General features: G+C 44.2%; 28 protein-coding genes. 20 read left to right on the top strand and 8 right to left on the bottom strand.

Annotated elements, in window-relative coordinates; genetic code table 11:
- Positions 1-7: 7 nt before the first annotated feature.
- The 3 genes from A9237_RS22590 to A9237_RS22580 all read right to left on the bottom strand — a co-directional run bounded on the left by A9237_RS22590 (position 8) and on the right by A9237_RS22580 (position 1,682).
- Positions 8-325: a hypothetical protein gene (locus A9237_RS22590; RefSeq protein WP_005435730.1), complete on the bottom strand. Its 318-nt coding sequence runs from the start codon at positions 323-325 to the stop codon at positions 8-10.
- A 95-nt stretch (positions 326-420) separates the two neighbouring features.
- The gene (locus tag A9237_RS22585; RefSeq protein ID WP_230676951.1) at positions 421-930 is read right to left on the bottom strand and encodes a hypothetical protein; all 510 of its coding nucleotides are present in this window, start codon (positions 928-930) and stop codon (positions 421-423) included.
- A 107-nt stretch (positions 931-1,037) separates the two neighbouring features.
- Entirely contained in the window at positions 1,038-1,682 is a 645-nt protein-coding gene (locus A9237_RS22580) for a murein L,D-transpeptidase catalytic domain family protein (RefSeq protein WP_020197530.1), read from the bottom strand.
- A gap of 574 nt (positions 1,683-2,256) precedes the next feature.
- Here A9237_RS22580 and A9237_RS22575 point away from each other — a divergent pair.
- From A9237_RS22575 to A9237_RS22560, 4 genes are all read left to right on the top strand, one after another.
- Positions 2,257-2,667, top strand: coding sequence for an NUDIX hydrolase (locus tag A9237_RS22575; RefSeq protein ID WP_045412253.1), 411 nt, complete (start codon positions 2,257-2,259; stop codon positions 2,665-2,667).
- A 188-nt stretch (positions 2,668-2,855) separates the two neighbouring features.
- Positions 2,856-3,473 (top strand): NUDIX hydrolase, encoded by a 618-nt coding sequence (locus A9237_RS22570; RefSeq protein ID WP_009704131.1) that lies wholly within the window; start codon positions 2,856-2,858, stop codon positions 3,471-3,473.
- 8 nt (positions 3,474-3,481) lie between these two features.
- Positions 3,482-4,180 (top strand): aspartate/glutamate racemase family protein, encoded by a 699-nt coding sequence (locus A9237_RS22565; protein ID WP_054824542.1) that lies wholly within the window; start codon positions 3,482-3,484, stop codon positions 4,178-4,180.
- 357 nt (positions 4,181-4,537) lie between these two features.
- Positions 4,538-5,293 (top strand): 5'-methylthioadenosine/adenosylhomocysteine nucleosidase, encoded by a 756-nt coding sequence (locus A9237_RS22560; RefSeq protein WP_078609726.1) that lies wholly within the window; start codon positions 4,538-4,540, stop codon positions 5,291-5,293.
- Between the two features lie 114 nt (positions 5,294-5,407).
- Here the strand turns inward: A9237_RS22560 and A9237_RS22555 are convergent, their stop codons facing one another.
- Positions 5,408-7,744, bottom strand: a complete 2,337-nt coding sequence (locus A9237_RS22555; RefSeq protein WP_038895371.1) for an EAL domain-containing protein — start codon at positions 7,742-7,744, stop codon at positions 5,408-5,410.
- A gap of 504 nt (positions 7,745-8,248) precedes the next feature.
- On the opposite strand from A9237_RS22555, the gene rbsD reads away from it, so the two are divergent.
- From rbsD to A9237_RS22505, 9 genes are all read left to right on the top strand, one after another.
- Entirely contained in the window at positions 8,249-8,668 is a 420-nt protein-coding gene (gene rbsD / locus A9237_RS22550) for a D-ribose pyranase (RefSeq protein ID WP_005435742.1), read from the top strand.
- 24 nt (positions 8,669-8,692) lie between these two features.
- Positions 8,693-10,198: a ribose ABC transporter ATP-binding protein RbsA gene (gene rbsA, locus A9237_RS22545; protein ID WP_078609725.1), complete on the top strand. Its 1,506-nt coding sequence runs from the start codon at positions 8,693-8,695 to the stop codon at positions 10,196-10,198.
- Positions 10,195-11,178, top strand: coding sequence for a ribose ABC transporter permease (gene rbsC / locus A9237_RS22540; RefSeq protein ID WP_005435746.1), 984 nt, complete (start codon positions 10,195-10,197; stop codon positions 11,176-11,178). Before rbsA ends, rbsC begins: the two co-directional genes overlap by 4 nt.
- Positions 11,179-11,270: 92 nt before the next feature.
- On the top strand, positions 11,271-12,149 hold the full coding sequence (gene rbsB / locus A9237_RS22535) for a ribose ABC transporter substrate-binding protein RbsB (RefSeq protein WP_009704137.1): 879 nt from the start codon (positions 11,271-11,273) through the stop codon (positions 12,147-12,149).
- 204 nt (positions 12,150-12,353) lie between these two features.
- Entirely contained in the window at positions 12,354-13,274 is a 921-nt protein-coding gene (gene rbsK / locus A9237_RS22530) for a ribokinase (RefSeq protein ID WP_078609724.1), read from the top strand.
- Between the two features lie 15 nt (positions 13,275-13,289).
- A complete protein-coding gene (locus A9237_RS22525; protein WP_078609723.1) occupies positions 13,290-14,303 on the top strand; it encodes a substrate-binding domain-containing protein in 1,014 nt (337 codons plus the stop codon).
- A 501-nt stretch (positions 14,304-14,804) separates the two neighbouring features.
- A complete protein-coding gene (pnuC, locus tag A9237_RS22515; RefSeq protein ID WP_005435753.1) occupies positions 14,805-15,542 on the top strand; it encodes a nicotinamide riboside transporter PnuC in 738 nt (245 codons plus the stop codon).
- A 4-nt stretch (positions 15,543-15,546) separates the two neighbouring features.
- The gene (locus A9237_RS22510; RefSeq protein ID WP_078609722.1) at positions 15,547-16,278 is read left to right on the top strand and encodes a nucleoside phosphorylase; all 732 of its coding nucleotides are present in this window, start codon (positions 15,547-15,549) and stop codon (positions 16,276-16,278) included.
- Positions 16,279-16,400: 122 nt separating this feature from the next.
- Positions 16,401-17,081 (top strand): Crp/Fnr family transcriptional regulator, encoded by a 681-nt coding sequence (locus A9237_RS22505; RefSeq protein WP_005437794.1) that lies wholly within the window; start codon positions 16,401-16,403, stop codon positions 17,079-17,081.
- 76 nt (positions 17,082-17,157) lie between these two features.
- Here the strand turns inward: A9237_RS22505 and A9237_RS22500 are convergent, their stop codons facing one another.
- On the bottom strand, positions 17,158-17,322 hold the full coding sequence (locus A9237_RS22500) for a DUF3012 domain-containing protein (protein ID WP_078609721.1): 165 nt from the start codon (positions 17,320-17,322) through the stop codon (positions 17,158-17,160).
- 246 nt (positions 17,323-17,568) lie between these two features.
- Between A9237_RS22500 and A9237_RS22495 the strand changes: the two genes are divergently transcribed.
- The 4 genes from A9237_RS22495 to vctC are packed head-to-tail and all read left to right on the top strand — an operon-like array spanning position 17,569 to position 21,135.
- A complete protein-coding gene (locus tag A9237_RS22495) occupies positions 17,569-18,477 on the top strand; it encodes a siderophore ABC transporter substrate-binding protein (protein ID WP_078609720.1) in 909 nt (302 codons plus the stop codon).
- A gap of 21 nt (positions 18,478-18,498) precedes the next feature.
- Positions 18,499-19,434, top strand: coding sequence for an iron chelate uptake ABC transporter permease subunit VctD (gene vctD / locus A9237_RS22490; RefSeq protein WP_038867975.1), 936 nt, complete (start codon positions 18,499-18,501; stop codon positions 19,432-19,434).
- Positions 19,427-20,377, top strand: coding sequence for an iron chelate uptake ABC transporter permease subunit VctG (gene vctG / locus A9237_RS22485; RefSeq protein WP_078609719.1), 951 nt, complete (start codon positions 19,427-19,429; stop codon positions 20,375-20,377). Before vctD ends, vctG begins: the two co-directional genes overlap by 8 nt.
- Positions 20,378-20,379: 2 nt before the next feature.
- Positions 20,380-21,135 (top strand): iron chelate ABC transporter ATP-binding protein VctC, encoded by a 756-nt coding sequence (vctC, locus tag A9237_RS22480; RefSeq protein WP_039989758.1) that lies wholly within the window; start codon positions 20,380-20,382, stop codon positions 21,133-21,135.
- Between the two features lie 44 nt (positions 21,136-21,179).
- Here vctC and cueR read toward each other — a convergent pair whose 3' ends face one another.
- Both cueR and A9237_RS22470 read right to left on the bottom strand, forming a co-directional pair.
- Positions 21,180-21,566: a Cu(I)-responsive transcriptional regulator gene (gene cueR / locus A9237_RS22475; protein ID WP_005437780.1), complete on the bottom strand. Its 387-nt coding sequence runs from the start codon at positions 21,564-21,566 to the stop codon at positions 21,180-21,182.
- A 109-nt stretch (positions 21,567-21,675) separates the two neighbouring features.
- A complete protein-coding gene (locus A9237_RS22470) occupies positions 21,676-22,647 on the bottom strand; it encodes a helix-turn-helix domain-containing protein (protein ID WP_009704149.1) in 972 nt (323 codons plus the stop codon).
- A gap of 116 nt (positions 22,648-22,763) precedes the next feature.
- On the opposite strand from A9237_RS22470, the gene A9237_RS22465 reads away from it, so the two are divergent.
- The gene (locus A9237_RS22465) at positions 22,764-24,770 is read left to right on the top strand and encodes a TonB-dependent siderophore receptor (protein WP_078609718.1); all 2,007 of its coding nucleotides are present in this window, start codon (positions 22,764-22,766) and stop codon (positions 24,768-24,770) included.
- Positions 24,771-24,849: 79 nt separating this feature from the next.
- Positions 24,850-25,131 carry a DUF2218 domain-containing protein gene (locus A9237_RS22460; protein ID WP_045412293.1) on the top strand — a complete coding sequence of 94 codons (282 nt, stop codon included), beginning with the start codon at positions 24,850-24,852 and terminating at the stop codon, positions 25,129-25,131.
- 80 nt (positions 25,132-25,211) lie between these two features.
- Here A9237_RS22460 and A9237_RS22455 read toward each other — a convergent pair whose 3' ends face one another.
- The gene (locus tag A9237_RS22455; RefSeq protein WP_005431786.1) at positions 25,212-25,460 is read right to left on the bottom strand and encodes a YgjV family protein; all 249 of its coding nucleotides are present in this window, start codon (positions 25,458-25,460) and stop codon (positions 25,212-25,214) included.
- Between the two features lie 322 nt (positions 25,461-25,782).
- Here A9237_RS22455 and A9237_RS22450 point away from each other — a divergent pair, with 322 nt between their 5' ends.
- Positions 25,783-26,046, top strand: coding sequence for a hypothetical protein (locus A9237_RS22450; protein WP_020196659.1), 264 nt, complete (start codon positions 25,783-25,785; stop codon positions 26,044-26,046).
- The last annotated feature ends 95 nt before the right edge of the window (positions 26,047-26,141 follow it).

Raw genomic sequence — 26,141 nt, 5'->3', positions numbered from 1 at the left:
GAGCGAATCAGTAACCGATGTTGTAAAGGTATTCGCCTGCTTCCTTACACTCAGTTTTGTAGAACTGTTCCATCTTCGTTTCATCCATGCCTTGTGCTTTGAACTCAGTCTCCGCAGAAGAGAGCTGGCTGAATGTATAGCCGCGCTCAGCCATTAAGTAATGACGAAACATAGCACGATGCTCAGGAACGGCTGCACGAGCGTTAGAAGCATTTGCACATTCTAGAAGCGCACTGTTGCTCATATCTTCAGGTTTTGCTGCTTGTGTAGTCGCAGCAAATAACGTTGTTAGTGCCAAAACGGCGATAGTCGCGATTTTTTTCATAATCAGGATCTCGAGTTAATTCAGGGTAAAGATGAGATCATCCTTGGCTAGTACTGAAGGTATCCGTATTAATGTCAGTACAGTCAATGTGCGAGCTAAGCCTCGCGACTGTGTTTAAACACGTAAAGTAAATTGGCTTGCTTCCATCCCGGAAGATGAAACGCACTTTTGCTTGCCGATAACTGTGCACGATTTGGCAAAGGTGTGGCTTTGAGTGCGATATCCAATAAGGAAGGGGACAAAAAAGCGACCAGAAGGTGATACTCGGGTAGGACGCTCAATGTCAGCTCGCCATCGTTACCAGAAGCTCGACGGCAAGGCAGTAGACCCAACAGGTCGCGCTTTAAGTGGCGGTAGTAACCATCAGGGCTCCAAGCATCACGAGTATTCCAAGCTCGATAAGGGACTTTTAACGCATGATAGTCATGTTGTGTAAGTTTGTAGAACGTCTCGGAAGCGGTGTAGTTGGTATCTGCAGATTCATGATTTTGCGCAGCATACATCTGCCCTGAGAACAGGGAGAGTGACAACAAAAGCAGTAGGCGAAATACGTGAACCAAAACTAACCCTAACACAAGATGGAATCGATATTCGTTTGCTGCCAATTGGTGGCGCTTGCGTATACTAGCGACTTGTTAACAGGATGAACAGTTTTTTGTCTATTAAAAAAGGGAGCAAATCTGCTCCCTTTTTGAACTTGGTAAAAGCGGCGTTAAGCACTTGCGTAGATAACGCTGCCACCTTTAATGGTATCAATGATTTGTCGTGATAACTTTTGCGGCAGTGCTGGGCAACCCCAACTGCGGCCAAGATAGCCATTCTTCTTGATAAAAGAAGGGTTTGCGTAGTCTGCGCCATGAACCACGATGTAACGCTCACGTGCCTTGTCGTTGACACCAGATGTTAATCCATCGAGTCGCAGCGAGTATCCGTTAGAACCGTAGTAAGTGGTATCAGTTAAAAACGTACCTAAAGAAGTCTTACGGGAGTTCACTACGTTAGAAAACTTTGTCGCAGTCTTTTTTCCACTATTTACGCCGTGAGAAACATAGGTATTAAAGATAAGTTTTTTCTTATCTAAATCGACCACATAAAAGCGTTTTTCAGTAGAGGGTTTACTGTAGTCGATGATGGTTAATACTGGCTTTTTACGGTCATGTGCTTTTTTGTAAGCTAAAAATGCATCGTTGAATAAACTGAAGTCGATGACTCCTTCCAAATTGGCTTCTTTAAATGTCTTTTCAACAAGTTGCTTCGTAGCTTTAGTTTCCGTTGCTTTTGCTGATGAGTGGTGAGCAAAGGCAAAAGGTGAAACCGTAAGCGATGTCCATATCAATAATAAAAATAGCTTTTTCATTTGTACTAAATAAAACTCTTGGTGTAGCAAATTCAGCGATTGCGTCTTGCAGTCGTTAATACAGCATGCACATCAATTTAATTCTATTCTCAACGTTTCCTATTATGCGTAGTGACACGTATTACCGAACCATTTTTGGTATTTGGTAGAGTTCTGCCAACTAACTCGCTGAAATTAATCAACATTGAGAGGTTAATCGATGACTTTAAAAATCTTCAAGACAAATACTAGCCGATTTGGGTAATTAATAAAACTGTGTTTACTGTGATTTACTAAGCAGTGGTGCTAATAAAACGTCGTTTAATTATAAATGAAATAAAAATACCGTTTGAATTCAATGTATTTATTTCATACTTAGCATTGTGCAAAAATTTTTTAGACTGTGATCCTAGTCGTAACAAATCATTACCCGGCTACAGACAATTGATAGATTGAGCGAATACCTAATTCTGCATATTCAACTAAACGTGCAGCTAGGTTGTTGTATGTGGTCAATTTATTGACTATTGCTGTTCACATCATCGAAATGATTTATGTTAGTTTGCTATAAAACTGTTATCAAAGGGCAATGAAGATGGAAGTTCATGAGTGTGTCTCATTTATCTTAGTTAAGGGCGATCACGTGTTGCTGGAAACTAGAGTAAAGGATAAGGAATCTGACCCTGGGGCAATAGCAATACCCGGCGGTCATATGGAGTTTAACGAAACCCAACAACAAACGTTGTTTAGAGAATTGGAAGAAGAGCTCAATATCAAGCCACTTCAATATGGTTATTTATGTTCTTTATATCACCCAACTACAGAACTGCAATTGATTCACTATTATGTGGTGACCAATTGGAAAGGTGATATTCAGAGTTTAGAAGCGGAATCTGTTAACTGGTATCCAATAATAAATGCACCAGTCTCGACGGAAGTCGATCGCGTCGCATTAAGTGAATATCTTCGATTAAATACAGCGCTAAGAACCGTGTTTAATAAATGAAGTTCCATAAATAATATTTGTGACGAGTAATAATATTTTTGATTGAATTGTAAATATCGAAAATATTCGAATTATCTTGTGAGCAAAATATAGCGGATAAATACTTTGCGAAAACTTGATCAAAAATAAACTTTGCTTTCAGTTGGTTATGCTAGTTTCTGCAAAGGTAAGTTGAAAAAGGGAAGTGTATGTCGAAGTGGTTAGATTGGGCAAAGCAGCTCCAGGCGATTGCTCAAGCAGGGGAAGCATACAGTAAAGATGCTTACGATCTAGAACGATTCAAAATGGTAGAAGACATCGCTCATCAGATGTTTGCTGACATCAGCGATAAGTCAGTTGCTGATATTCAAAACTTGTTTATCCCTGAAACGGGTTATCCTACGCCCAAAGTCGACCTACGTGCTGGGGTGATAAAAGATGGCAAGATTCTTTTGGTAAGAGAGCGTGAAGACGGAGGGTGGACGTTGCCTGGTGGTTGGGCTGACGTGTGTGAAACGCCAAGTAGCGGGGTGGTACGCGAAGTGTTGGAGGAATCTGGCCTCGTGGTTGCAAAACCGAAGCTGATTGCGATTCGCGACAGAGCGATGCATGACTATCAGCCGCCTTATCCATTCCACATCTATAAGATGTTCTTTTTGTGTGAATACGTTTCTGGTGAGCCTAAAGAGAACATTGAAGTGTCGGAAATCGACTTCTTCGCGCAACATAAGATTCCGCCACTTTCACAAAGCCGAGTTTTACCAAGAGATATTGAAATGGTCTTCGATGCTTTTTACAGTGAAGATTTTCAAGTACACGTCGATTAAGGAAGAAAATGAAAACGATAGGTCTAATTGGTGGTATGTCATGGGAGTCTACCGCGAACTATTACCAAATCATTAACCGTGAAGTAAAAGCGCGTCTAGGTGGGTTACATTCAGGAAAAGTCTGTTTGTACAGTGTCGATTTCGCCGAAATTGAAACACTTCAACATCAAGGTCGATGGGACGACACGGCCACGATTCTTTCTCAAGCAGCAAAATCGGTGGAAGCAGGCGGTGCGGACTTCATTCTGATTTGTACTAATACCATGCATAAAGTCGCGGACCAAATTCAGCAAGCTGTCAATGTACCGCTTGTTCATATTGCTGATGCGACCGCTGAGAAGCTGGTGGCGGATGGCATTAAGAAGGTTGGTTTGCTTGGTACGCGTTTTACCATGGAACAAGATTTCTATAAGCAGCGACTCATCGATAAATTTGGTGTTGATGTCGTCGTACCGAGTTCAGATGACCAAACGATTGTTCATGAGGTTATCTATAACGAGCTGTGCAAAGGAGAAGTACGTGAGGATTCTCGTCAACAGTACCTCGCTATTATCGATAAGTTAGTTGAAGAGGGCGCAGAAGCGGTCATTCTTGGTTGTACTGAGATTGCGATGTTAGTTGAACCTCAGCACACAGAAGTGAAGCTTTACGATACAACAGAGATCCACGCTAAGGCTGCGGTGGAAGCTGCGCTGAATGAAGCGTAATTCTCTACAGAATTGATCGACAGGATTAAATCACTCAAGGAAGAGTTATGAATTATCGATGCGGACAATGTCGCCAGTTTACAAGGCAGAAGAGCAGCACTGATGTTTGCGGCGCTTGGGGTCATCCAACGGATGCAAATCGTGCAGCTTGCGATTATTTTATGCCGACGATCCGGGTTAAAGATCGTGTGGTTACTCCTTTGAAAAGTAAAAATGGCTAAGTCGTTCTCATTAATTGAGAATTTCTTAATCAATCAGTATTAGTTGATTGATGCAAACGATTGCTCCCTTGGGAATGTATTGTATAATTTGCGTCGCGTCACACTTTGGTGGCGCGTATTACATTTCAGGATTCCCATGTTGAAGAAATCTCTTGCTCTAATGCTTGCTGCGTACTCACTTCCTTCCGTTGCAGGTTCGACCATCGGTATTGTCGGTGCGATGGATGTCGAAGTTGAAGCGCTATTACCAAAAATCCAAAACCAACAAGTAAAGAAAATTGGTAGCCATCGCTTTTACACGGGTGAGTTAGAGGGCAAAACCGTTGTCGTGACGAAATCTGGCGTAGGTAAGGTCAATGCGGCAATGACGACCACTCTTCTGATTGAATCTTTCGGTGTTGACCAACTGATCTTCACGGGTATTGCTGGTGCTAGCGACCCTAAATTGGACCCGCTGGATGTCGTGGTTTCTACGCGTTTGGTCCAGCATGATGTCGATCTAACCGCATTCAATATGCCGAAAGGTCTACTGCCTGATTACGAAGATCGTTACTTCTACGCAGATAAAGCATTGCAAAAATACGCATTTGATGCCGCCGTTGATACACTTGGCAAAGAGAGTGTTTACCGTGGCGTTATCGCATCTGGTGACCAGTTCATTGCAAGCAAAGTGAAAGTGACGGGCATCTACCAAGAATACAACGCAATGGCTGTGGAAATGGAAGGTGCGGCGTTAGGCCAAGTAGCAGATGCGTTCAAAGTACCTTACGTCGTTATCCGTACGATTTCAGACAAAGCAGATGGCTCGGCAGATGTTGTCTATTCAGATCTTAAAAAAGCAATGGCCGACAACTCAGCAAACATTACCCTTAATATGCTAAAGCGCATGTGAGAAAACGTTCACTAGGCTAAATAGTCTTTTGAGAACACAAAAAAGCAGCACACGCGGTGCTGCTTTTTTTGTTGGGTTTCCATTCATCTGCAATGAGCGATATGAGCCGTTAAGCTACGCAATATCAGAACGGGTGAAAGGTTGGTCGTTAGCCGATTTCCACCATTGATCAAGCTGCTCTTTGTTCATGGGCTTACCAAACAAGTAACCTTGCATGAAGTCACAGCGATACGAAGATAGCCATTCGTGCATCACGTTATGCTCAATACCTTCTGCCGTTACCTTCTTATTTTGCGCATGGCACAGTTCAATGATTGGTTTGATAACGTGGCCGTTGTCAGTGTTCATCAAGGTGAGTAGAAATTCTCGGTCGAATTTGATTTTCTGAACGGGGTACTGAACCAATTGCGTTAATGAGGTATAACCTGAGCCAAAGTCGTCAATCGCCAGTTTATAGCCAAGTTGGGCTAGTTCATCGAGCAGAGCAGTACCTTGTTGGTCTGCGGCGAAGGTTTCTGTTATTTCCAACTCAATACAGTGAGGGGGCACACCATTTTGCTTCGCTTTGTCGTGGATGAACTCGGCCATCGATAGGGAGTTCAACTCTGCTGATGATAGGTTAATAGATAAAATGATGTCCTTGCCAAAAATACTCTTAAGCTGGTGGTACTCTTCCATTGCGTTAGCAAACACCCAGCGGTCGATTTTCTCGAACAACCCAGTTTGTTCCGCAATAGGGATGAATTCCTTCGGTGGAATCGACCCAATTCCTTCCGCTTCCCAACGTAAGAGAACCTCCAGCCCCTCGATTTCATTGGCGTGGCTGTTCATGTATGGCTGGAAAACCAAATGGAACTCGTCTTCCACGTTGGCTTTACGCAAAGCGCGTTCGATCTGGCTACGGCGCTGAGCTTCAATATTGAGCGCCGCCGAATAGTAGGCGTATTGGTTTTTGCCGCCGCGTTTTGCTTGGTACATCGCCGCATCTGCACTTGAAAGCAACTTGGCAATATCAGCGCCATCTCTTGGATATTGAGCAATACCAACACTTGCCGTCACCGGAAATGAATTTGTCGAAGATTGGCTCAGATTATGGATGGGTTTGAGCAACTCTGAAGCGAACATATCTGGTATGTCGGCTTTCTTTTGGTTTGTACTCAGTAGGATGGCAAACTCATCGCCGGACAAGCGAGCACCAAAGCAAGGGCTGTTGTGTTGTTGGGTAAACTTCTGGCAGACATTTTTTATATGACGAGAGAAGACTTGTAAAAGCTTGTCACCCAATTCGTGGCCGTATTTGTCGTTTACGTACTTGAAGTTATCTAGGTCGATGTAAACAACCCAAAGTTGCTCAGAGGGGTCGGCTAACTCACGAGTTGCCAATTCATGAAAACGATGACGGTTCGCGAGTTGAGTTAGGTGGTCTGTTTCCGCTAAGTGTTTGGTTTTATGATAGATGTTATTGAGTTCTTCATACATGTCGAAGAAACGCGAAGAGAGGCGACCAATTTCATCATCACTGTTTAGCTTTTCAATATTAGTGCGCTTGTTTGCTTCTATTTCGCGCAGTTGTTTGTCCAGTTTCGATACCGGACTGAGCACGTAACGATACAAGACTAAGACAATCAAAGTGATGGTACAAAACGATGCTATACCAAACGAAAGAGCCAGCTCCAACCAGACCTTATCGACCTTATTCCACATTAAATACTCTGCCGGTGACAAAATTGCGTGGAAATGGGGTAAGAGTTCAATAGTTTGGGCTAGGGGGATGTCTAGGTGAATCGGTTTGTCAGAAAATGTGATGACACTGTGGGTATCAAATTCGATTTCGTGTTTGATGTCATTAAAAGCTTCGAGAGAGACGGAGACGACAACAAAGAACGCGTTGTGCGGATCAAAGCTGGGTGGGTGCTCGCCCGTTCGCTTATCGAACAGTTCGTATTGCAGGAGAATGCTTTGGCCACTTGAGTTGTAAATAAAGCCGGTATGGCTGGTTTTACCGTGCTGGGCATAGCTCTTTTCTACGTATTCGAGAATCTTAGGATCGACGCTGCCGTTGGACTCATAAAACTGATTCTCGGTGTAATAGAGTAGGTGTTGGTCGCCATCCAGTATTGCCATGTTCGCATCGCCATTATAACCATGGCTCAGCACTTCTACCGTTTCGTCCAATCGGTTGAATAGCTGTCGTTCTCGGTACGGGTCTTCGTGGTTAACGAAGTAATCCTGTAAAACTTCACTTTTCCCTAGTGTATAGGCGTAACTGTTGAGGAAGATATTGGCTTGACGAAATTGCCCTGCGAGCTTCTCCATTTGCAGCTGAATGTAGCTGTCTTCTCGCTTGATCAATGTGACTTTTTGAATGCTATAAATGATGTAACTCGACACCAACGCGCTAATAAGAATGACTGGCGCGACAAGCAAAACAACTCTATTGCTTAGTTTCATTATGGTTCTTCAATTTCCGTTTGTGTCCCTACAAACGTTCCCTACTTAAAGGTTCCGAACGGATGACGATAGTATTTCTGTGTTTTTCAAATTGTAAGTGGGTGATTTTCGAAAGTCAGACACCCTTACTTAATTTGTGATGCTGTGTGCGGTTTTTTACGAGATTGACCAGAAGAAGTCTCAAACTTTAGACATATTTGTACCGTTTCAAAAGTACAAAATACATTTGCGGGATGAATGCGCAAATGAGTGATACTGTTAAGACAGTCTCCATCTTATGGACTTTTTTTCATCGAAACGTTTCGATAGTGAAATGTGACCCCAATATCTTTTTCTTCATCGCACAAGCTTCAATTACGGATCATTCTCACACCTTATCGATTTGTCACTAGCCAATTTTCATTGCCGTCCTATTATTGCATCGAAACGTTTCGATGAGTTTTCTGTCAATACTAATAAATGAAACTCAAAGTTGTATGAACGTGTAACCGAAAGGTCGATGAGATGAAAAAAAGTACCCTAATTAACTCAGAAATTTCTTACTTGGTGGCGACGCTGGGTCATACCGACGAAATCACCATTTGTGACGCGGGCTTGCCAATTCCTGATCATGTACAGCGCATTGATTTAGCGTTGACGCACGGAGTCCCAGGCTTTCTAGATACCGTTCGCGTGATTCTGTCTGAGTCCCAAATTGAAGGGGTCATCATTGCTGAAGAATTCGCCAAAGTTAGCCCAGTTCACCATGATGCTTTAATCACCGAGCTAACCAAAGAAAGTGAGCAAACAGGCAAGCAAATTGCGATCAACTATGTGTCGCATGAAGATTTTAAAGCTCGCACAGAACAAAGCCGTGCTGTTGTTAGAACAGGCGAGTGCACACCTTACGCGAACGTGATTTTCCAAGCCGGCGTGGTGTTTTAAGCCACAACTAATTGAGGATAAATTATGACTCAAGCCATTCTACAACTAAGCGACATCGAGAAAGCCTTCCCGGGCGTTAAGGCGTTGGATAAAGCCAGCCTTAATGTTTATCCAGGTCGTGTGATGGCGTTGATGGGAGAGAACGGGGCAGGTAAGTCGACCTTGATGAAAGTGTTAACGGGCATCTACCACATGGATGCAGGAAGCATCAAATATCAAGGTCAGCCAGCAGCGTTTAAAGGTCCACGAGACTCACAAGAAGCCGGCATCAGTATCATTCACCAAGAATTGAACTTGATCCCGGAGCTAACGATTGCCGAAAACATCTATCTAGGTCGTGAGTTTACCGGCACGATGGGGCGTATTCAGTGGGGCAAAATGTATGAAGAAGCAGACAAGTTGCTTCAACGCCTTAACGTAAAGCACTCATCGAAAACGCTGCTTGGTGATTTGAGCCTTGGTGAACAGCAAATGGTGGAGATTGCGAAAGCGCTGTCTTTCGAGTCCAAAGTCATCATCATGGATGAACCAACGGATGCGTTAACCGACAAAGAGACGGAATCGCTGTTTAAAGTGATCAACGAACTTCGTGACCAAGGTTGCGGCATCGTTTACATCTCACACCGCCTGAAAGAAATCTTCGAAATTTGTGATGACATTACTGTGTTACGTGACGGTAAGTTCATCGGCGAATGCCAAGTTAAAGACACCAACGAAGATGGACTCATCGAAATGATGGTTGGTCGTAAGTTGGAAGAGCAATACCCGCGTATCGATGTGACGCATGGTGATGTTTGTCTTGAAGTGATTGGTTTGACAGGCTCGGGCGTTCATGACATTAGCTTCACACTTCAACGTGGTGAAATCCTTGGTGTATCAGGCTTGATGGGCGCAGGGCGCACAGAGTTGATGAAGGTGATTTACGGCGCGTTACCAAGTGAGCGTGGCGTCATCAACTTAGACAACAAGACCATTAATCCTGTGAGCCCACAAGATGGCTTGGCGAATGGCATTGCTTACATCTCTGAAGATCGTAAAGGCGATGGCTTGGTGCTGGGGTTATCCGTGAAGGAGAACATGTCTCTGTGTGCACTGGATAAACTCACCAAAGGCTTCCAAATCCAACATGGCGAAGAAGTCGTGGCGGTGGAAGACTTCATCAAACTGTTCAACATCAAAACGCCGACTCGAGACCAAATCATTGGCAACCTTTCTGGTGGTAACCAGCAGAAAGTAGCAATCGCAAAAGGGTTGATGACCAAACCTAAAGTTCTGATTCTGGATGAGCCAACCCGTGGCGTCGACGTAGGCGCTAAGAAAGAAATCTACCAGCTAATCAACAAATTTAAAGCCGATGGCATGAGCATCATCTTGGTTTCTTCTGAGATGCCTGAAGTGCTAGGCATGAGTGACCGCATCATGGTGATGCACGAAGGTCGTATTACTGGCGAATTCGATGCGAAAGACGCCAACCAAGAAACACTACTCGCTTGTGCCGTAGGCAGAAAGATCAATGAGGAAGCAGCATGAGTACTAAGACCATGAGCAAACCAACCGAAGCGAACAGCAAAAAGTTGTTCACCAAAGAATGGCTGATTGAGCAAAAGTCACTGATTGCACTGATTTTCTTGATTGTTGTTGTGTCATTCTTGAACCCGAACTTTTTTACGGTAGACAACATTCTTAATATTCTTCGTCAAACCTCAGTCAACGCAATTATCGCGGTAGGTATGACGTTGGTTATCTTGACTGCAGGCATCGACCTAAGTGTTGGTTCTGTACTCGCGTTATGTGGTGCGTTTGCCGCGAGCATGATTGCGTTAGAAGTGCCGGTGCTTATTGCGGTTCCGACAGCGCTGTTTGCTGGTGCGGCACTGGGTGCGATCAGCGGTATCATCATTGCCAAGGGTAAGGTTCAAGCCTTTATCGCAACACTGGTTACTATGACGCTACTACGCGGTGTAACCATGGTTTACACAGACGGTCGTCCTATCTCAACGGGCTTTACCGATACAGCAGACGCATTTGCATGGTTCGGTACAGGTTACGCACTTGGTATCCCAGTTCCTGTTTGGTTGATGGTGATTGTCTTTGCTGCGGCTTGGTACCTACTGAACCACACTCGCTTTGGTCGCTATGTGTACGCACTTGGTGGCAACGAATCAGCAACGCGCCTTTCTGGTATCAACGTTGACCGTGTGAAAATTGGTGTATACGCCATCTGCGGTATGTTGGCAGCGCTTGCAGGCATCATCGTGACGTCTCGCCTGTCTTCGGCGCAGCCAACAGCAGGTATGGGCTACGAGCTAGATGCTATCGCGGCAGTTGTTCTTGGCGGCACTAGTTTGATGGGCGGTAAAGGTCGCATCATGGGTACATTGATTGGTGCTCTGATCATCGGCTTCCTAAACAACGCGCTGAACCTACTCGATGTTTCTTCCTACTACCAAATGATTGCGAAAGCAGTGGTTATTTTGCTAGCAGTACTGGTAGACAACAAAAACAAGTAATTGATATTTAAAATAAAGAGCTCCACTAAATCCTGAATACAAATCGAGCCAGAGGACGTGTGCTGGCTCACCCTACACAAAGGACTAGAACGATGAAAAAACTCGCAACTCTTATCTCTGCTGCACTTCTTTCTTCAACCGTATCGGTAGCGGCGCACGCTCAAGATACAATGGCGATTGTAGTTTCTACACTGAATAACCCGTTCTTCGTAACGATGAAAGACGGTGCAGAAGCGAAAGCGAAAGAACTGGGATATGACTTGATTGTACTGGACTCGCAAAATGACCCGAGTAAAGAACTGTCAAACATCGAAGACCTAACGATTCGTGGCGTAAAAGCGATTCTGATTAACCCAACAGATTCAGACGCTGTGTCAAACGCGATTCGTATGGCGAACCGTTCTAAGATCCCTGTGTTGACACTAGACCGTGGTGCAAGCCGTGGTGACGTAGTGAGCCACATCGCTTCTGACAACGTAGTTGGTGGTGAAATGGCTGGTCACTACATCATGGAAAAAGTAGGTGAGAAAGCGAAAGTTATCCAATTAGAAGGTATTGCAGGCACGTCTGCAGCGCGTGAGCGTGGTGAAGGCTTCATGACAGCAGTGAAGGGCAGCAACATGGAGCTACTAGCAAGCCAACCTGCTGATTTTGACCGTACTAAAGGTCTGAACGTAATGGAAAACTTGCTTGCAGCGAATCCAGATGTTCAAGCGGTCTTTGCTCAGAACGATGAGATGGCACTGGGTGCGCTTCGCGCAGTACAAGCTTCAGGTAAAGACGTAATGATCGTTGGCTTCGACGGTACTGATGATGGTATCGCTGCTGTAAACCGTGGCAAGCTAGCTGCGACGATCGCACAGCAACCAGATCTTATTGGTGCGTTGGGTGTAGAAACTGCAGCGAAAGTATTGAAAGGCGAGAAGGTTGAGGAGTACATTCCTGTTCCGCTTAAAGTCGTGACTAAGTAAGTTTAACGTTTGACTCAGTGATTCTTCTTTGTTGAAGATAACGGAATGACCCAATGAATGTGTTGGGTCATTCCAAACAACGAAAGTGGTAAGTTACAAAATTAAATCTAGTTGAATCGTAATACGCTTACGTTTTTTCAAAGAGCGTAAACCTATTACTCCTGTTCAAATATAAAGGGTTCAATCAGAACCGAGGATAACCGTATGAATAAGTTAGTGGTGTTAGGTAGTGTAAACGCTGACCATGTTCTTCAAGTGCCTTCTTTCCCTCGCCCTGGCGAGACGCTGCATGGTCGCAACTATCAAGTTATCCCAGGTGGCAAAGGTGCCAACCAAGCTGTGGCGGCAGCTCGATTAAACGCAGACATCGGTTTTATTGCGTGTGTGGGTGATGATTCGTTCGGCATCAACATTCGTGAGAACTTCAAAATGGATGGCATCGACATCACTGGTGTGAAGATGCAGCCAAACTGCCCAACGGGCATTGCCATGATTCAAGTGGCGGACAGTGGCGAGAACAGCATTTGTATCTCCGCAGAAGCCAACGCAAAGCTGACTGCAGAGGCGATTGAGCCCGATCTAGAGCGCATTCGCCAGGCTGATTACTTGTTGATGCAACTAGAAACGCCAATGTGCGGCATCGAGAAAGCTGCGCGAATCGCGAAAGATGCGAAAACCAATGTGATTCTTAACCCTGCACCAGCTCGCGAGCTGTCAGATGAATTACTGTCTTGCATTGATGTGATTACACCAAATGAAACGGAAGCGGAAGTGCTAACAGGTGTGACGGTAACGGACGATGACAGCGCACAAGAAGCTGCCAACATTCTACATTCGAAAGGCATTGAAATCGTCATGATCACGCTTGGTGCGAAAGGGGTGTGGTTGAGTCAAAACGGTCGTGGTGAAATCATTCCTGGCTTCCGCGTAGAAGCAACAGATACCACTGCGGCGGGCGATACGTTTAATGGGGCATTAGTCACTGGTTTATTGGAAGACTTACCTTTAGAATCAGCGATTAAGTTTGCCCACGCAGCAGCAGCGATCTCAGTAACTCGCTTTGGCGCGCAAACCTCCATTCCAACCCGCAAAGAGGTTGAGGAGTTTCTGGCTCAACACCAATAATCAAGGAGTAATAACATGGCAACGATGAAAGACATCGCAAAACTGGCAGGGGTTTCCACTTCAACTGTGAGCCATGTTATTAACAAAACTCGCTTTGTCAGCGAAGAGATCTCAGAACGAGTCAACAACGCTGCCAAAGAACTCAATTACTACGCGCCGTCTGCTTTGGCGCGTAGCCTCAAAGTCAATCGCACCAAAACTATTGGTATGCTAGTGACCACCTCAACCAACCCATTTTTCGGTGAAGTGGTAAAAGGTGTTGAGCGCAGTTGCTACCATAAAGGCTACAGCCTGATCCTGTGTAACACTGAAGGCGATAACGAGCGAATGCGTGAATCTATCAATACGTTGTTGCAAAAGCGCGTTGATGGTTTGATTTTGATGTGTTCATCGTTAGAAGGGGAGCGTATTGATGTATTCGAACGTTACCCTGATATTCCAGTTGTAGTCATGGATTGGGGCCCAATGTTGTTCACCAGCGATAAGATCCAAGATAACTCGCTTCGTGGTGGCTATCTTGCAGCTAAATACCTTATCGACTGCGGCCACCAAGAGATTGGTTGTATTACAGGTCCACTAATCAAGCATCAAGCGCAAATGCGTTACGAAGGCTATAAGCGAGCGATGATTGAAGCTGGGCTTGAGTTCAATGCAAACTGGATTGTTGAATCTGACTTTGAATGTGAAGGTGGTTATCAAGCCTTCAAGAAGATGGCGGAACGTGGTCCGCTCCCAAGCTCGATTTTTGTCTCCAACGACATGATGGCAATGGGCGCAATTAACGCGGCCAACGAGCTAGGCATTAAAATTCCAGAGCAGTTATCCATTATTGGCTATGATGACATTCATATCGCCAAGTTCATGTCTCCATCTTTAACAACGATCCACCAACCGAAATACCGTCTAGGGCAAGCCGCAGTCGAAACTTTATTGCGAAAACTGGATGATAAATCTGATGAAGCTCAGGTTGTTCAGCTTGAACCTACATTGGTTGAGCGTAACAGTGTGAAGGTTGTGTCTAGTCAATAGCCCTCGCTTTCCGTTGTGACATTTTGCTAGAAATTAGTAATAAATTATTTCTCTTTGTATGAGAAAGGCTTAGTATTAACTTTCATTATAAATAGAAGTGTTAATTATATATTCGGTGGATTAGCAATATGTTGTCAAAGGGATACGCGAAGTTCTCGGTGAAACACCCTTGGTTTCATCGTTTGAATGTTACAGCGGTTGCGTTCATTTTTTTATTAAGTTGCTATCAACTATTAGTCAACGAAGCTTTTGAATTCTCAATCGGTTTTGTTATTACCCTTTTAGCAACATTACTCTTTGCTTCGGCATCGGCGTTTAAAAAACGTTATTCGGGGTTAGAGTCTTAAACCATTACTGCGTAGTGGGAACACTACAATATAAAACAATTATTGATCTGATTTATGATCGGATACATCAAAGGGAGGACAAATGTCCTCCTTTTTGTTTGCTGCGAGGCAATAAGATGAGCGCATCCCAAGCACAATAATAAAGGACATCTTCATGGACCTATTTGCCCTGTTAGACATCAACAACACCCTTGTTAACATTCCTATTGGTGGTGGCTATGCAATGAGCTGGATCGAAGCGTTTGGTACGGTTTTCGGTCTGCTTTGTATTTGGTTTGCAAGCCAAGAAAAAACGATCAACTACTTGTTCGGTCTGCTGAACGTAACACTTTTTGCCGTTATCTTTTTCCAGATTCAGCTTTACGGATTGCTTCTGCTTCAACTGTTCTTCTTCTGCGCCAACATCTATGGCTGGTATGCATGGACAAGACCAAATGCACAAGGTGAGACACTTGAGGTACGTTGGTTAAGCAAACAGAAGCTGATTGCGACAGGTTCAGTAAGCATTGTTGCGATTGCGATGTTAACGATTTACATCGACCCTTTCTTCTTTGCGTTGGCTAACATTGCCGTTGATACGCTGAATGTGTTCGGTGCAGGTTTGTCTGAGCCAGTCTTAGAGCCAGATGCTTTCCCATTCTGGGATGCAACCATGACCGTGCTTTCTATCGTGGCGCAAATCTTGATGACACGTAAGTACGTTGAGAACTGGATTCTTTGGGTCGTAATCAACATCATCAGCGTTGGTATTTACGCAACACAAGGTGTGTACGCAATGTCGGTTCAATACGCGATTCTCATGTTCATCGCAGCAAACGGCACAAGAGAGTGGGCACGTAGCGCAAAACGTAACGGTGAGAAAACCCTAACTCAAGCGACAGCGCAAGGTTAAGCCAATGATGAAACAACCTCATATTGGCGTAGACAACACCCAGATAGCATCGCGAGTGATCGTCTGCGGTGAACCAGATCGAGCAAACCGTATTGCCGCGTTGTTTGATAACGCAGAATTGGTTTCTGAAAACCGTGAGTATCGAGTGTTTACGGGAACATACCAAGGTCAGCGCGTATCAGTGTGCAGTACAGGTATCGGAGCACCTTCGATGATCATTGCGGTGGAAGAGTTAAAGCAGTGTGGTGTGACAGATGTGATTCGTGTGGGATCGGCTGGCGCGATGCAATCCAACATCCAACTTGGTGAGTTGATTGTGGCTGAAGGCGCAGTAAGAGACGAAGGTGGCTCGAAAGCATACGTTCGCTCTTCGTATCCGGCTTACGCGAGCTTTTCATTACTGAAAGCGCTGGACAGCTATTTAGCCGAAAAAGAGGCGCGCTATCATTTAGGTGTGGTTCGTTCCCATGACAGCTTCTATACCGACGACGAAGAAGCGATCTGCGAATACTGGAACAATAAAGGTATTCTCGGCGCGGATATGGAAACCTCAGCTCTATTTACCGTCGGTCGACTGCGTGGTCTGAATGTCGCCTCCATTCTGAACAATGTGGTTTTGTATAAGCAGGATGTGAAAGAAGGCGTAGGGCAGTACGTAGACGAAGCGCAAGTGATGATGGAAGGGGAGCGTTTAGCGTCTTACGCTGCTCTTGAAGCCTTAATTGCACAGAGTTAACCAGATCACAGCTTAGTTAATTTTATAAGCGGCACCTTGGTGTCGCTTTTTCATTGGCTGTCATCAAACGATTCTAGCGAGTACAATCTACTTGAGATTGTTGTCATTAAAGAGAAACTCACGTGAAAATAAGCCCTTATCCGACAGGACGTTTCAAAAGCTTTCTAGAACAGAAAAGTGCCGAGTTTCGTGACTTAATCTATCAATGCCAAATCGGCAGTCGATACTTTGACTCTGGTGAAGAGATCCTTCGCCAAGGTGAACAACTTCAATATCTCTATGTTGTGCCAGTCGGTCGAGTTTCGATGAGCATCATTGCAGCTAATGGACGTCGTTTCCAACTGGGTGAAGCCAATTGCGATTATCATATCTATGGTGAAATGGAGTACTTCACACAAACGCCTTGCCAATGGAATGTGGTAGCTGATGAACACATGCAGGTGGATATCATCTGTATCCAAAAACTGACTGAGGCGCTGCATCAGCAACCTGACATGATGTTCTTCTTTGCTTCTGCTTTGGCGGAGGATTATCAGGATTCAATGGACATCTATACCAATCGCTTGTTACACCCAATTACTTACAACATTGCTTATGATTTGTTGGTGCAAAAACAGACTAATACCTTGTTGGGTGGATTTGGCAAAGTAAACCAAGAAGCCGAAAGATTTGGCACTTCGGGGCGTGTTTATCGCCGAGCGGTGAAAGATTTAATGGAAAAGGGGTTGATCAGAAAGGGCGAACAGGGGCTAGAGATTGTTGATGAACTTGCACTAAAAGCGTTTCTTGATGCCTATGAATAGCCCGCACGATTCCATTTTAAAAATAAAAGCTGCGGGCTATCTGGTTTATCTGTTAATCAATCAGAATACTGTGTGTTTATTCTGATTTAAAAACACAATTTTTAGCAAAATCAGACGCTTCGTTAGCGGTCCATTCGCCTTTCGGCTTTTCTTTCATGTCGTTACACCACGCTTCACTGCCCACCTCTGTACAAGCCATCAGTTGCGCTGCGACAAAAACCATTAATGCTAACTTCTTCATTTTCTAATCCTTTTTGATAAGACTTGTTTTGAAGTATAAGCACTCGATCACGAGATAAACATGAAAATTATTATTTTGCGCTTACCGTCTCAAATCCGATATCGGTACAGTGTAATTTGTTGATTTATTAAGCCAATTTAGAAGTGTAACGAATGTAAAGTTATTAAATAATCGGTTGAATGCCTATGTGAGTAACGATATATTGCGAATGCGCATGATAATGGATCTCATTTAAGGTTTAAAATAATGGAAAAACTCGTCAGTGCGGCTCTTGTTTCGCTGCTCACAATCTCACCTGCTTTTGCTGCAACCGTCAAAATCGATCACTACATGGGAACGACAGAAGTCGAACAATCACCAAAGCGTGTGGTTGTGATTGGCTTTGGCCCTCTTGATATGCTCGATAGCTTTAATATCGACCCTGTTGCAGTCTCGAATGCCTCGCATCTTCCTAAATACTTATCGAAATACAATAAAGACAATTACACCTCTGCTGGTAGTTTGTTTGAACCGGATTTCGAAACCATCTATATGCAAAAACCAGATTTGATTTTGGTTGGTCCTCGTGGTTCTTCGAAATACGATGAGTTAAGTGAAATTGCACCAACAGTCGTTTTTGCATCAGGAGAGAAAGAAGATTACTGGCAGGGCACAAAAGGACAATGGCGTAATCTTGGTAAGATCTTCAACATAGAGGACAAGGTTGAGCAAAAGATCGAAAACTTGGATGCACAGTTCAAGGCGATTCGCGAATACAACCAAACTAATAATAATGATGCACTCACGATTTTGAGTATCGGAGACAACATCAGTGCATTCGGTGCGAAGTCTCGTTTTGGCGCGATTTACACAGATTTTGGTTTTACTGAAACAGTGAAGAACCTCAAAACAGGCACGCACGGTGATGTCATCTCTTACGAGTTTATCCGCGAAGCGAACCCGAAAAATATTCTAGTCATTGATAGAAACTCACTTCACGCAAAGTCTGACAATGACCTCGCTAGAGCGTTGGATAACGATTTGGTTAAAGCAACTTCGGCATACAAGAACAAGAAAATTACCTTCCTAGATGTTGATGCTTGGTACTTAGCAATGTCTGGCGTAACCGCGACGGAAAAGATGGTGAGTGAAATCAAACACACGATCGATCTGTAAAAAAGCTAGCTGAGGTTAACTTTGAAAAAGTTATTGCTTGTTCTTATTGTTCTAAGCGTCGCATCGTTGTTTGTTGGGGTGGCAAATATGACACCCCAACAGTTGTTTTCGGGCGATGCAAAAGCAATAGAACTCTTCTTTACTAGCCGAATTCCGCGTCTATTTGCCATTCTTCTTGCTGGAGCAGGGCTGAGCATCGCTGGATTAGTGATGCAGCAAATTAGCCAAAACCGATTCGCCGCGCCTTCAACAACGGGCACGATTGAGTGTGCCATGCTTGGTTACGTAATGAGTGTGGTGTTTTTTGGTAATGGCGAGCAACTTTGGCTTGTCTTTGCAGTCTCTATTCTGGGTACCTTGATGTTCGTTCAGTTCATTCAACGCATCCAATTCAAAAGTGTCGTGTTTGTGCCGCTCGTAGGCATCATCTTTGGTAACGTTGTTGACGCCGTTACTACCTTCATTGCCTACAAATACGATGCGCTACAAAGTCTGTCAGCGTGGAGCGTGGCAAACTTTGCCAACATTTTGCGTGGGGATTTTGAGCTGCTTTATATTGCTGTTCCCGTCGCCCTTTTAAGTTACTTATTTGCTGCGCGTATCTCCGCTGTTGGCATTGGTAAAGACTTTGCAGTAAACCTTGGCCTGAACTATCAACAAGTGGTGACGTTAGGCGTACTTTTGGTGTCAGTAATGTCTGCCAGTGTGGTGATGATCGTAGGTCAACTGCCATTTCTAGGGCTCATTGTTCCAAACTTAGTCAGTTACTTCTATGGCGACAATCTTAAACGCAATATCCCGCTTACTGCCATGTACGGGGCAATACTCGTTTTGGCGTGTGACTTGGTTAGCCGATTGATCATCTTCCCTCATGAAATGCCGATTTCAATCGTGATCAGTATCTTAGGCGGGGTGGTGTTTATCGCGATGTTGTTGCGAGGTAAGCAAAGTGCGTGATTCCAAGAAACTGTTCTTATTGGCAGCCGTCGCGCTGCTTTTTGCGTTTTTGTTTATTGGCATTGGCTTAACGGCAGATAACTACCAGTACTTTTTGTCGCGACGTGTGCCTAAAGTGCTAGCCATGGTGTTGGCGGGTATTGCGATCGCTCAATCTTCGTTGGTGTTCCAAACCATTACCCACAACCGGATTCTTACTCCAAGTATCATGGGGTTTGATGCGTTGTATGTGTTGACGCAAGTGCTGATTGTTTTGTTGTTTGGTGGTTTAAGTGCGCTCGTTCTGAATGTTTACATCAACTTCTCGATTGCTGTGTTGGTGATGGTAGGCTTTTCGATGTTGCTGTTTGGGTTTTATTTTTCAAAAGGCGGGCGCAATCTCATCACTTTGCTGTTAGTTGGGCTGATCTTTGGGCAGTTGTTTAGCAATATTGCGGTGCTCTTCTCCCTTCTGATGGACCCAAATACGTTTGCGTTTGTGCAATCTAAACTGTACGCGAGTTTCAACAATGTGAAGGTGAACTTGGTGTATCTCAGTTCGCCTATATTGCTCATCGCTTGTTGGTTGTTGTATCGCATGCATCGCACTTTAGATGTTTTTTGGCTAGACCAAGACAATGCTAAGAGTCTAGGCGTTGATGTCCCTAAAGTGACGCGCAATATCTTTATTCTCTCTGCGGTTCTCATTGCCATTTCGACGGCTTTAGTCGGTCCAATCATGTTCTTTGGTTTATTGGTGACGAACTTGAGCCGTGAAATGTTCCACTCTTACCAGCATCGTACCCTATTAGTCGGTTGTTCATTGATGGCAATTTGTGCCTTGTTGTCGGGGCAGTGGATTATAGAAAACCTGTTTTCATTTGAAACGACGCTGAGCGTGGTGATTAACTTTATTGGCGGTATCTACTTCTTGTATCTACTGCTGAAAAACAAAGTCGTATAAACATGATAGTTATAGATAAATTAACCAAAGCATTTGGTTCCAACAAAGTGGTTGATGGTGCGGATACCCAATTTGAGAAAGGGAAGGTGACATCGATTATTGGTCCAAACGGAGCAGGAAAAAGTACCTTGCTGTCGATGGCGTCACGATTAACCGAGCGAGATGGCGGTAGTGTCATGATTGACTGCAAAGAGATTGCAGAATGGGACACAAAAGAACTTGCGAAAAAACTGGCGGTGTTGCGCCAAGCAAACACGATCACGATGCGTTTTACCGTGAAAGAACTGGTCTCGTTTGGGCGATTCCCTTATTCAAAAGGTAACTTGTCCAAAGATGATCACGCGATCATCGAGCAAGCAATTGACTACTTAGACCTGAAAGAAATTCAAGATAAGTTCTTAGATGAATTGAGTGGTGGTCAACGACAGTTGGCGTTTATTGCGATGGTGATTGCCCAAGATACGGATTATGTTTTCCTCGATGAACCCTTGAATAATCTTGATATCAAGCACTCGCTACAGATCATGAAAGTCGTTCAGCGCCTTGCTCACGATATGAATAAAGCCATGGTTGTAGTGATTCATGATATTAACTTTGCGGCTTGTTACTCCGACGAGATCCTTGCATTGAAGAAGGGCAAAGTGGTTGCCACTGGCAAAGTAGAGGAGGTGATTCAGGCATCCACGTTGGAAGATATCTACGAGACACCTTTTAATATCATTGAGCTTAATGGCAAGCGTATGTGCACTTACCATTAAAGCTATATCCATTAAATTTAAACGAAATAGAAATGTTGGCGAGCTTACTTGGTGAGCTCGTCAATGATTGGACATCGGCTCTCGGCATCGCCTGGGCAAGATGAAACCCAACCTTCTAATTGCTTTTTAATCTCCAACAAGTGAGCGATCTTTTGCTCAACTTCATGAAGCTTATCCATCGTACGCGCTTTCACTTCGCTGCTCTTGCGATTTGGGTTGTGCGCCAGTTGCACAAATTCTTTGCATTCTTGCAGTGAGAATCCTGCGTTTTTCGCTCGGGAAACAAGGTTGAGCTCTTGGATATGTTTGTCAGAATATTCGCGATAGCCTGAATCGCTGCGAGCCGGTGAGGAGATGATGCCTTTGTCTTCGTACATACGAATCGACTTAGAAGACAACCCTGTTAATTTCGCAACTGCACCAATATTCATGATGACCTCTGTATTTCAGAAAACCTTTCTCGCGAGTATAACGCCAAGTGTTTATCTTCCCAAATGGCTTTGAGAGCAAACCTATTTTGTGGCGTTGACATGAATACCATCAATGGCTGTTTACGACCTCGTGCGGCGGAACACCAAACACTTTCTTAAAGGCGTTGGTAAAGTTCGATGGGTGGTGATAACCCGCCTCGTATGCTGCTTCTGTGATGGTGACTAATCCACGCTCCAAATGCTGACGAGCGATCTCTAAGCGGCGGTGACGGATGTAACCGTTGATGGTCATATTAAAAGACTGTTTAAAGCGACGCTGCAGGTTAGAAACGCTCATCGAGAACTGTTCTGCTAAGCGTTCTAAGGTTAAATCCTCTTCGAGGTGCGTCTCTATATAACTGACGACATCCTCGATTCGAGCATCGCCGGAACGCTTTTTCTCTTCGCACTCTGCGCAGTAGTCGTCTGGCATTTGCCCAATCGAGTGGGAGAGCACTTGGTAAATCAAACTCTCTACCTCTATACGATCTTTCATGTTTGTCGGAGATTCATGTTGAGTGAGAGCTCGTGTCAAATCAATTAACGTCTCATTAAGCTCCAGCGTGTAAAAGGCTTGGTGAGTTTCAATAAAGCGCTTGTGACCGCAATGTCCCGCCATTCTCGATTCCAACCAAGGTGGCTTAATAAGAATATTAATTTTATTCATGCGGTTGTTTTGAATCAGCGAGCGGCGGAAGTTTGCAGGCTTAGCTAGGTTAACAACCACGCCTTGTGGGCCTTTGCTTGCGTCAAAATCAAATTGGAGGTCGTCGTAACCAAAAGAGAGTTTCCCCTCCAACAGAATGGTAATCAGTAGTGCGGAATGTGCGGTTGAAACGATATTCGAATCGACTAATTCAATGCAACGTCCGCCATGAACAAAGATTTGATCGTTGTATTGGTAGGAGAGGAATTGACCTTCCGCGAGTTGGGTTTGGTTGCTTTGACCTTGAGTCACAATGATCTGTTTTTCCGTCTGCTCAAGCTTTTTGGTTAGAGCCACTTTGGCAATTTTAGTTCTTTTTTTGGTCTCTTCCGCCATTTGACGTTTCCTCATAACACCTATGCGATTTCGCATAAGTGATTCGTCTTTGTATTTATCAATAGCGACCCTATCATACGTGAGAATTATTATCATTTATATTTAGGAAGACGTTTATGGAAAGCCCAGTAAGCTCACCAATTAAGCTTTCAAGCCTATGCCTAGCAGTCGGGGTGGCGCTTGCTCATCCCGCTTTAGCCCAAGATCAAGATTCTCATTTCGAAGAGGTCGTGGTGTGGGGTACGAAGGTATCCAGTAACACCGAATCAATGTTTGCCGACGACATGTCGCTCAAACAAGCTGACCACATGTCTGATTTGCTTCGTGATATTCCCGGCGTCGACGTGGGTGGTACACACTCTGTCAATCAACGTATTACGATTCGTGGCCTGGGTGAAACCGATCTTGATATCCGTTTAGATGGTGCCTCTCAGCACGCCAACATGTTCCACCATATTGGTAACCTTACGCTTAACCCAGACATTCTAAAGTCAGCAGATATCCAAGTGGGTAATAACTCAGTTACCCAAAGCGGTCTTGGCGGTTCAGTGTACTTTGAAACTAAAGATGCTCGTGATCTGCTGCGTTACGATGAAAACTTTGGTGCTCGCGTTTACGGCGGTTATGCGTCTAACGACAACCAACAAGGTTCTCTAACACTATATGGATTGTTGTCTGAAAACGTGGACGCGATGGTCTATGGTCACTACGTAACACGTGATGACTTTAAAGATGGTGATGGCAATAAAACCTTTGGTGCGGAAGGAGATGTTTACAACATCTTAGGTAAGCTCGGTTATGAGTTTGGCGATATTCACCGACTAGAAATCTCATACGATATGTATCGTGACAGTGGTGATTACAACCCACGCCCTGATATGTCTGGTGATGCCAATAACGGTTTGTCGAGTGAGCTTCTGATTCCAACCGATTATGATCGTGACACGGTCACATTAAGTTATGAGCTTCGTGATGAGCAACACCAAGGGGACGTCACGTTATACAACACGGAAACCGAAATCGTCCGTGATGAATCTGTCATGGCGCCGCGTTGGCCAGCAAACCGCTTATCGAAAAATACCGCGAAAAACCAGAACTTTGGCTTAAGCGCAAAATTCCAATCATTGCTCACTCTGGGTAGCTTTGATCATCGCGCGACTTACGGCCTTGATTACATGGATAAGACTTCTGAAAGTTACTATGGCAGCAGCAAGTTCATGGATGAATCTGCGGTTTCTACAGCTTTGTTCGTTGAAGACCAATTCTTTATCTCGGACGCGCTTTCGATCACAGCTGGCCTACGATTTGACGACTACCAACGCAAAGCTGAAACAGGTAACAACGATTACGACGAAGTGACATGGGCACTAGCGGCAGAATGGGCAGTAACACAAGACTGGACGTTGTTTGCAAGTTCTCGCTCGCTGTTTAAAGGTCCAGAGCTAATGGAAACCTTTATTGCTTATCAAGATGTGGCTTATCTACAAGATGGTTTGAAGCCAGAAACGGGACTTAACACCCAAGGTGGTGTTCGTTTCAATAAGACGTTAGATGAACACACATTTGGCGCAAACCTAACCGTGTTCCAAACCGATATTGATGACTACATTGCAGAAGCGTATCAAGGAGCGACTCAAACATACCTTATTTACAATGAGGGTGATGTCGAGATCAAAGGTTTTGAAGCGAGTGCTTTCTATGGTTACGAAAGCTTCGGCAGCAAGCTGTCTTATTCTAAGTCGGATACAAAGAACAAAGATACGGGCGGCCCAGTCGCGGGTGGTAATGGCCGTAGTATTGACATGGGTGACAGCATCGCTTTAACGCTAGATTACCAATCTGATTCGTTAGAAACCATTTTCGGCTGGAACTCAATGTTTGTGCTTGAAGAAGACAACGTGTTTGACGGCCAACCTAAGAAAGACAGTTACGATGTTCATAACTTGTACGCACAATGGGTGCCTTCTGACGTTGACGGGCTATCGGTCACTTTTGGTATTGATAACGTATTTGATGAGCTCTACACATCCCACGCCTCTCGCTCAGGCACTGCAAGGGGGATTACGTTAGACGATTACGAACCAGGGCGTAACTACAAGTTGTCTGCCGCTTATCAATTCTAACTCTAAGGGCAATAACAACAACCTTAGATGTTTGGCTCTCGTACGAGAGCCTTTTTTATGAAAGGGACGAGGGACTGAAATGATCAAAGAAACCACTGTAATTGAAAGCGAGCATGCGGCGAAATATCTCGTGACTTTGTGTCGCCACTTCGCGCGTAAAGTACCGGCGACTTGGAATGATGAAAAAGGTTTGGTGACATTTCCTGTTGGAAATACGGAGTTTAAGTTAGAAGGGGAGCGCTTACTGATAACTTGTGAGGCGGACTCTGAAGAGTCATTAGAAAAAGTGAAGGGCGTTGTATCGGTTCATGTAGAAATGTTTTCCCGCCGCGAAACTCTGAAGTTGAAGTGGATACGCTAGCGAAAGCGAATCAGTACTCGCGACCAAAAACAAAAAAGCCCGTAAGCATGATACTTACGGGCTTTCCAAAATCGTTTTTCCTAGGCTTCTTCAGGCGCTAGGCTTTTTTTTTCCTGCTGCATTTTAGCAAGGAAGTACACGTTAACACATGCAATAAAACCGTTAGTTAGAACTACTGGCCATGAATCGATCATCAAACCGTACGCTGTGAAAAGTGCACAGCCGATAAAGTTAAGGATACGAAGCTTAACGATATCTTTCATAGTTAGTGAGATAGCAACCATGATAGAAGCCGCGTAGCCTAGAATCTCAACCATGTTCATTTCCATTATTTGACCCTCTTAAATCTGCCGAATTTTGTCGGTACCACTTCTTCTCATCTTGAGATTAACGAGGAAGCTCCATGCCTCGAATGGTCTTGTTCGTTTTGATGGGTGAACTATAGCAATGGAAAAACCGTGATGAAAGCCTCAAATCAAGGTTAAGAGAAGGTTAGCGATTACGCAAACGTTTAGGAAAAAATTCATTGATAATTTTACTTATTATGTTGATTGATAATAGCGATACAAACAATAGACAAAACTGAGTTGAAGGAATAAGGACAATAACATAATATTGAAAATGAGAATCATTATTAATTAAGTGTAATTTATGCCTGTTGCCATTAGCTTTCTGTTTTCATTTGCCTTGATGATGCGTACCAAACCTCATTCGTGGGGAGTGGCTATCCACGTATTAACACATGTTCTGATGCTGATTCTGATTCCTTCTGACTATGTCGTTCAGTATTTGATGGTGATGTTTTTCTCTTCACCTTTCCTTATTCGACTTTCGAAACGATCTTCAAGCTACGACATTTTGTTCGCATTTCTACCACTTCTGATCGGTACGGGCGGATTAGTCTTAACTTCATAATTTTACGTTACTTCATCTTTTCATTTATAAATACTAAGCTTTTATTAATAGTCTATTATTTTCATATGTTTGGTTGGTATTTTAGTGGTTTGTTG

Source organism: Vibrio owensii (assembly GCF_002021755.1).
Lineage (GTDB): Bacteria > Pseudomonadota > Gammaproteobacteria > Enterobacterales > Vibrionaceae > Vibrio > Vibrio owensii.
The sequence above is the reverse complement of the archived record's forward strand: the minus strand, read 5'-3'. Positions and strand labels throughout refer to the sequence as shown.

Coding starts and splice junctions, on each gene's coding strand:
- A9237_RS22590 (WP_005435730.1), bottom strand. CDS start 325: ATGAAAAAAATCGCGACTATCGCCGTTTTGGCACTAACAACGTTATTT.
- A9237_RS22580 (WP_020197530.1), bottom strand. CDS start 1,682: ATGAAAAAGCTATTTTTATTATTGATATGGACATCGCTTACGGTTTCA.
- A9237_RS22575 (WP_045412253.1), top strand. CDS start 2,257: ATGGAAGTTCATGAGTGTGTCTCATTTATCTTAGTTAAGGGCGATCAC.
- A9237_RS22570 (WP_009704131.1), top strand. CDS start 2,856: ATGTCGAAGTGGTTAGATTGGGCAAAGCAGCTCCAGGCGATTGCTCAA.
- A9237_RS22565 (WP_054824542.1), top strand. CDS start 3,482: ATGAAAACGATAGGTCTAATTGGTGGTATGTCATGGGAGTCTACCGCG.
- A9237_RS22560 (WP_078609726.1), top strand. CDS start 4,538: ATGTTGAAGAAATCTCTTGCTCTAATGCTTGCTGCGTACTCACTTCCT.
- A9237_RS22555 (WP_038895371.1), bottom strand. CDS start 7,744: ATGAAACTAAGCAATAGAGTTGTTTTGCTTGTCGCGCCAGTCATTCTT.
- rbsD (WP_005435742.1), top strand. CDS start 8,249: ATGAAAAAAAGTACCCTAATTAACTCAGAAATTTCTTACTTGGTGGCG.
- rbsA (WP_078609725.1), top strand. CDS start 8,693: ATGACTCAAGCCATTCTACAACTAAGCGACATCGAGAAAGCCTTCCCG.
- rbsC (WP_005435746.1), top strand. CDS start 10,195: ATGAGTACTAAGACCATGAGCAAACCAACCGAAGCGAACAGCAAAAAG.
- rbsB (WP_009704137.1), top strand. CDS start 11,271: ATGAAAAAACTCGCAACTCTTATCTCTGCTGCACTTCTTTCTTCAACC.
- rbsK (WP_078609724.1), top strand. CDS start 12,354: ATGAATAAGTTAGTGGTGTTAGGTAGTGTAAACGCTGACCATGTTCTT.
- A9237_RS22525 (WP_078609723.1), top strand. CDS start 13,290: ATGGCAACGATGAAAGACATCGCAAAACTGGCAGGGGTTTCCACTTCA.
- pnuC (WP_005435753.1), top strand. CDS start 14,805: ATGGACCTATTTGCCCTGTTAGACATCAACAACACCCTTGTTAACATT.
- A9237_RS22510 (WP_078609722.1), top strand. CDS start 15,547: ATGATGAAACAACCTCATATTGGCGTAGACAACACCCAGATAGCATCG.
- A9237_RS22500 (WP_078609721.1), bottom strand. CDS start 17,322: ATGAAGAAGTTAGCATTAATGGTTTTTGTCGCAGCGCAACTGATGGCT.
- A9237_RS22495 (WP_078609720.1), top strand. CDS start 17,569: ATGGAAAAACTCGTCAGTGCGGCTCTTGTTTCGCTGCTCACAATCTCA.
- vctC (WP_039989758.1), top strand. CDS start 20,380: ATGATAGTTATAGATAAATTAACCAAAGCATTTGGTTCCAACAAAGTG.
- cueR (WP_005437780.1), bottom strand. CDS start 21,566: ATGAATATTGGTGCAGTTGCGAAATTAACAGGGTTGTCTTCTAAGTCG.
- A9237_RS22470 (WP_009704149.1), bottom strand. CDS start 22,647: ATGGCGGAAGAGACCAAAAAAAGAACTAAAATTGCCAAAGTGGCTCTA.
- A9237_RS22465 (WP_078609718.1), top strand. CDS start 22,764: ATGGAAAGCCCAGTAAGCTCACCAATTAAGCTTTCAAGCCTATGCCTA.
- A9237_RS22460 (WP_045412293.1), top strand. CDS start 24,850: ATGATCAAAGAAACCACTGTAATTGAAAGCGAGCATGCGGCGAAATAT.
- A9237_RS22455 (WP_005431786.1), bottom strand. CDS start 25,460: ATGGAAATGAACATGGTTGAGATTCTAGGCTACGCGGCTTCTATCATG.
- A9237_RS22450 (WP_020196659.1), top strand. CDS start 25,783: ATGCCTGTTGCCATTAGCTTTCTGTTTTCATTTGCCTTGATGATGCGT.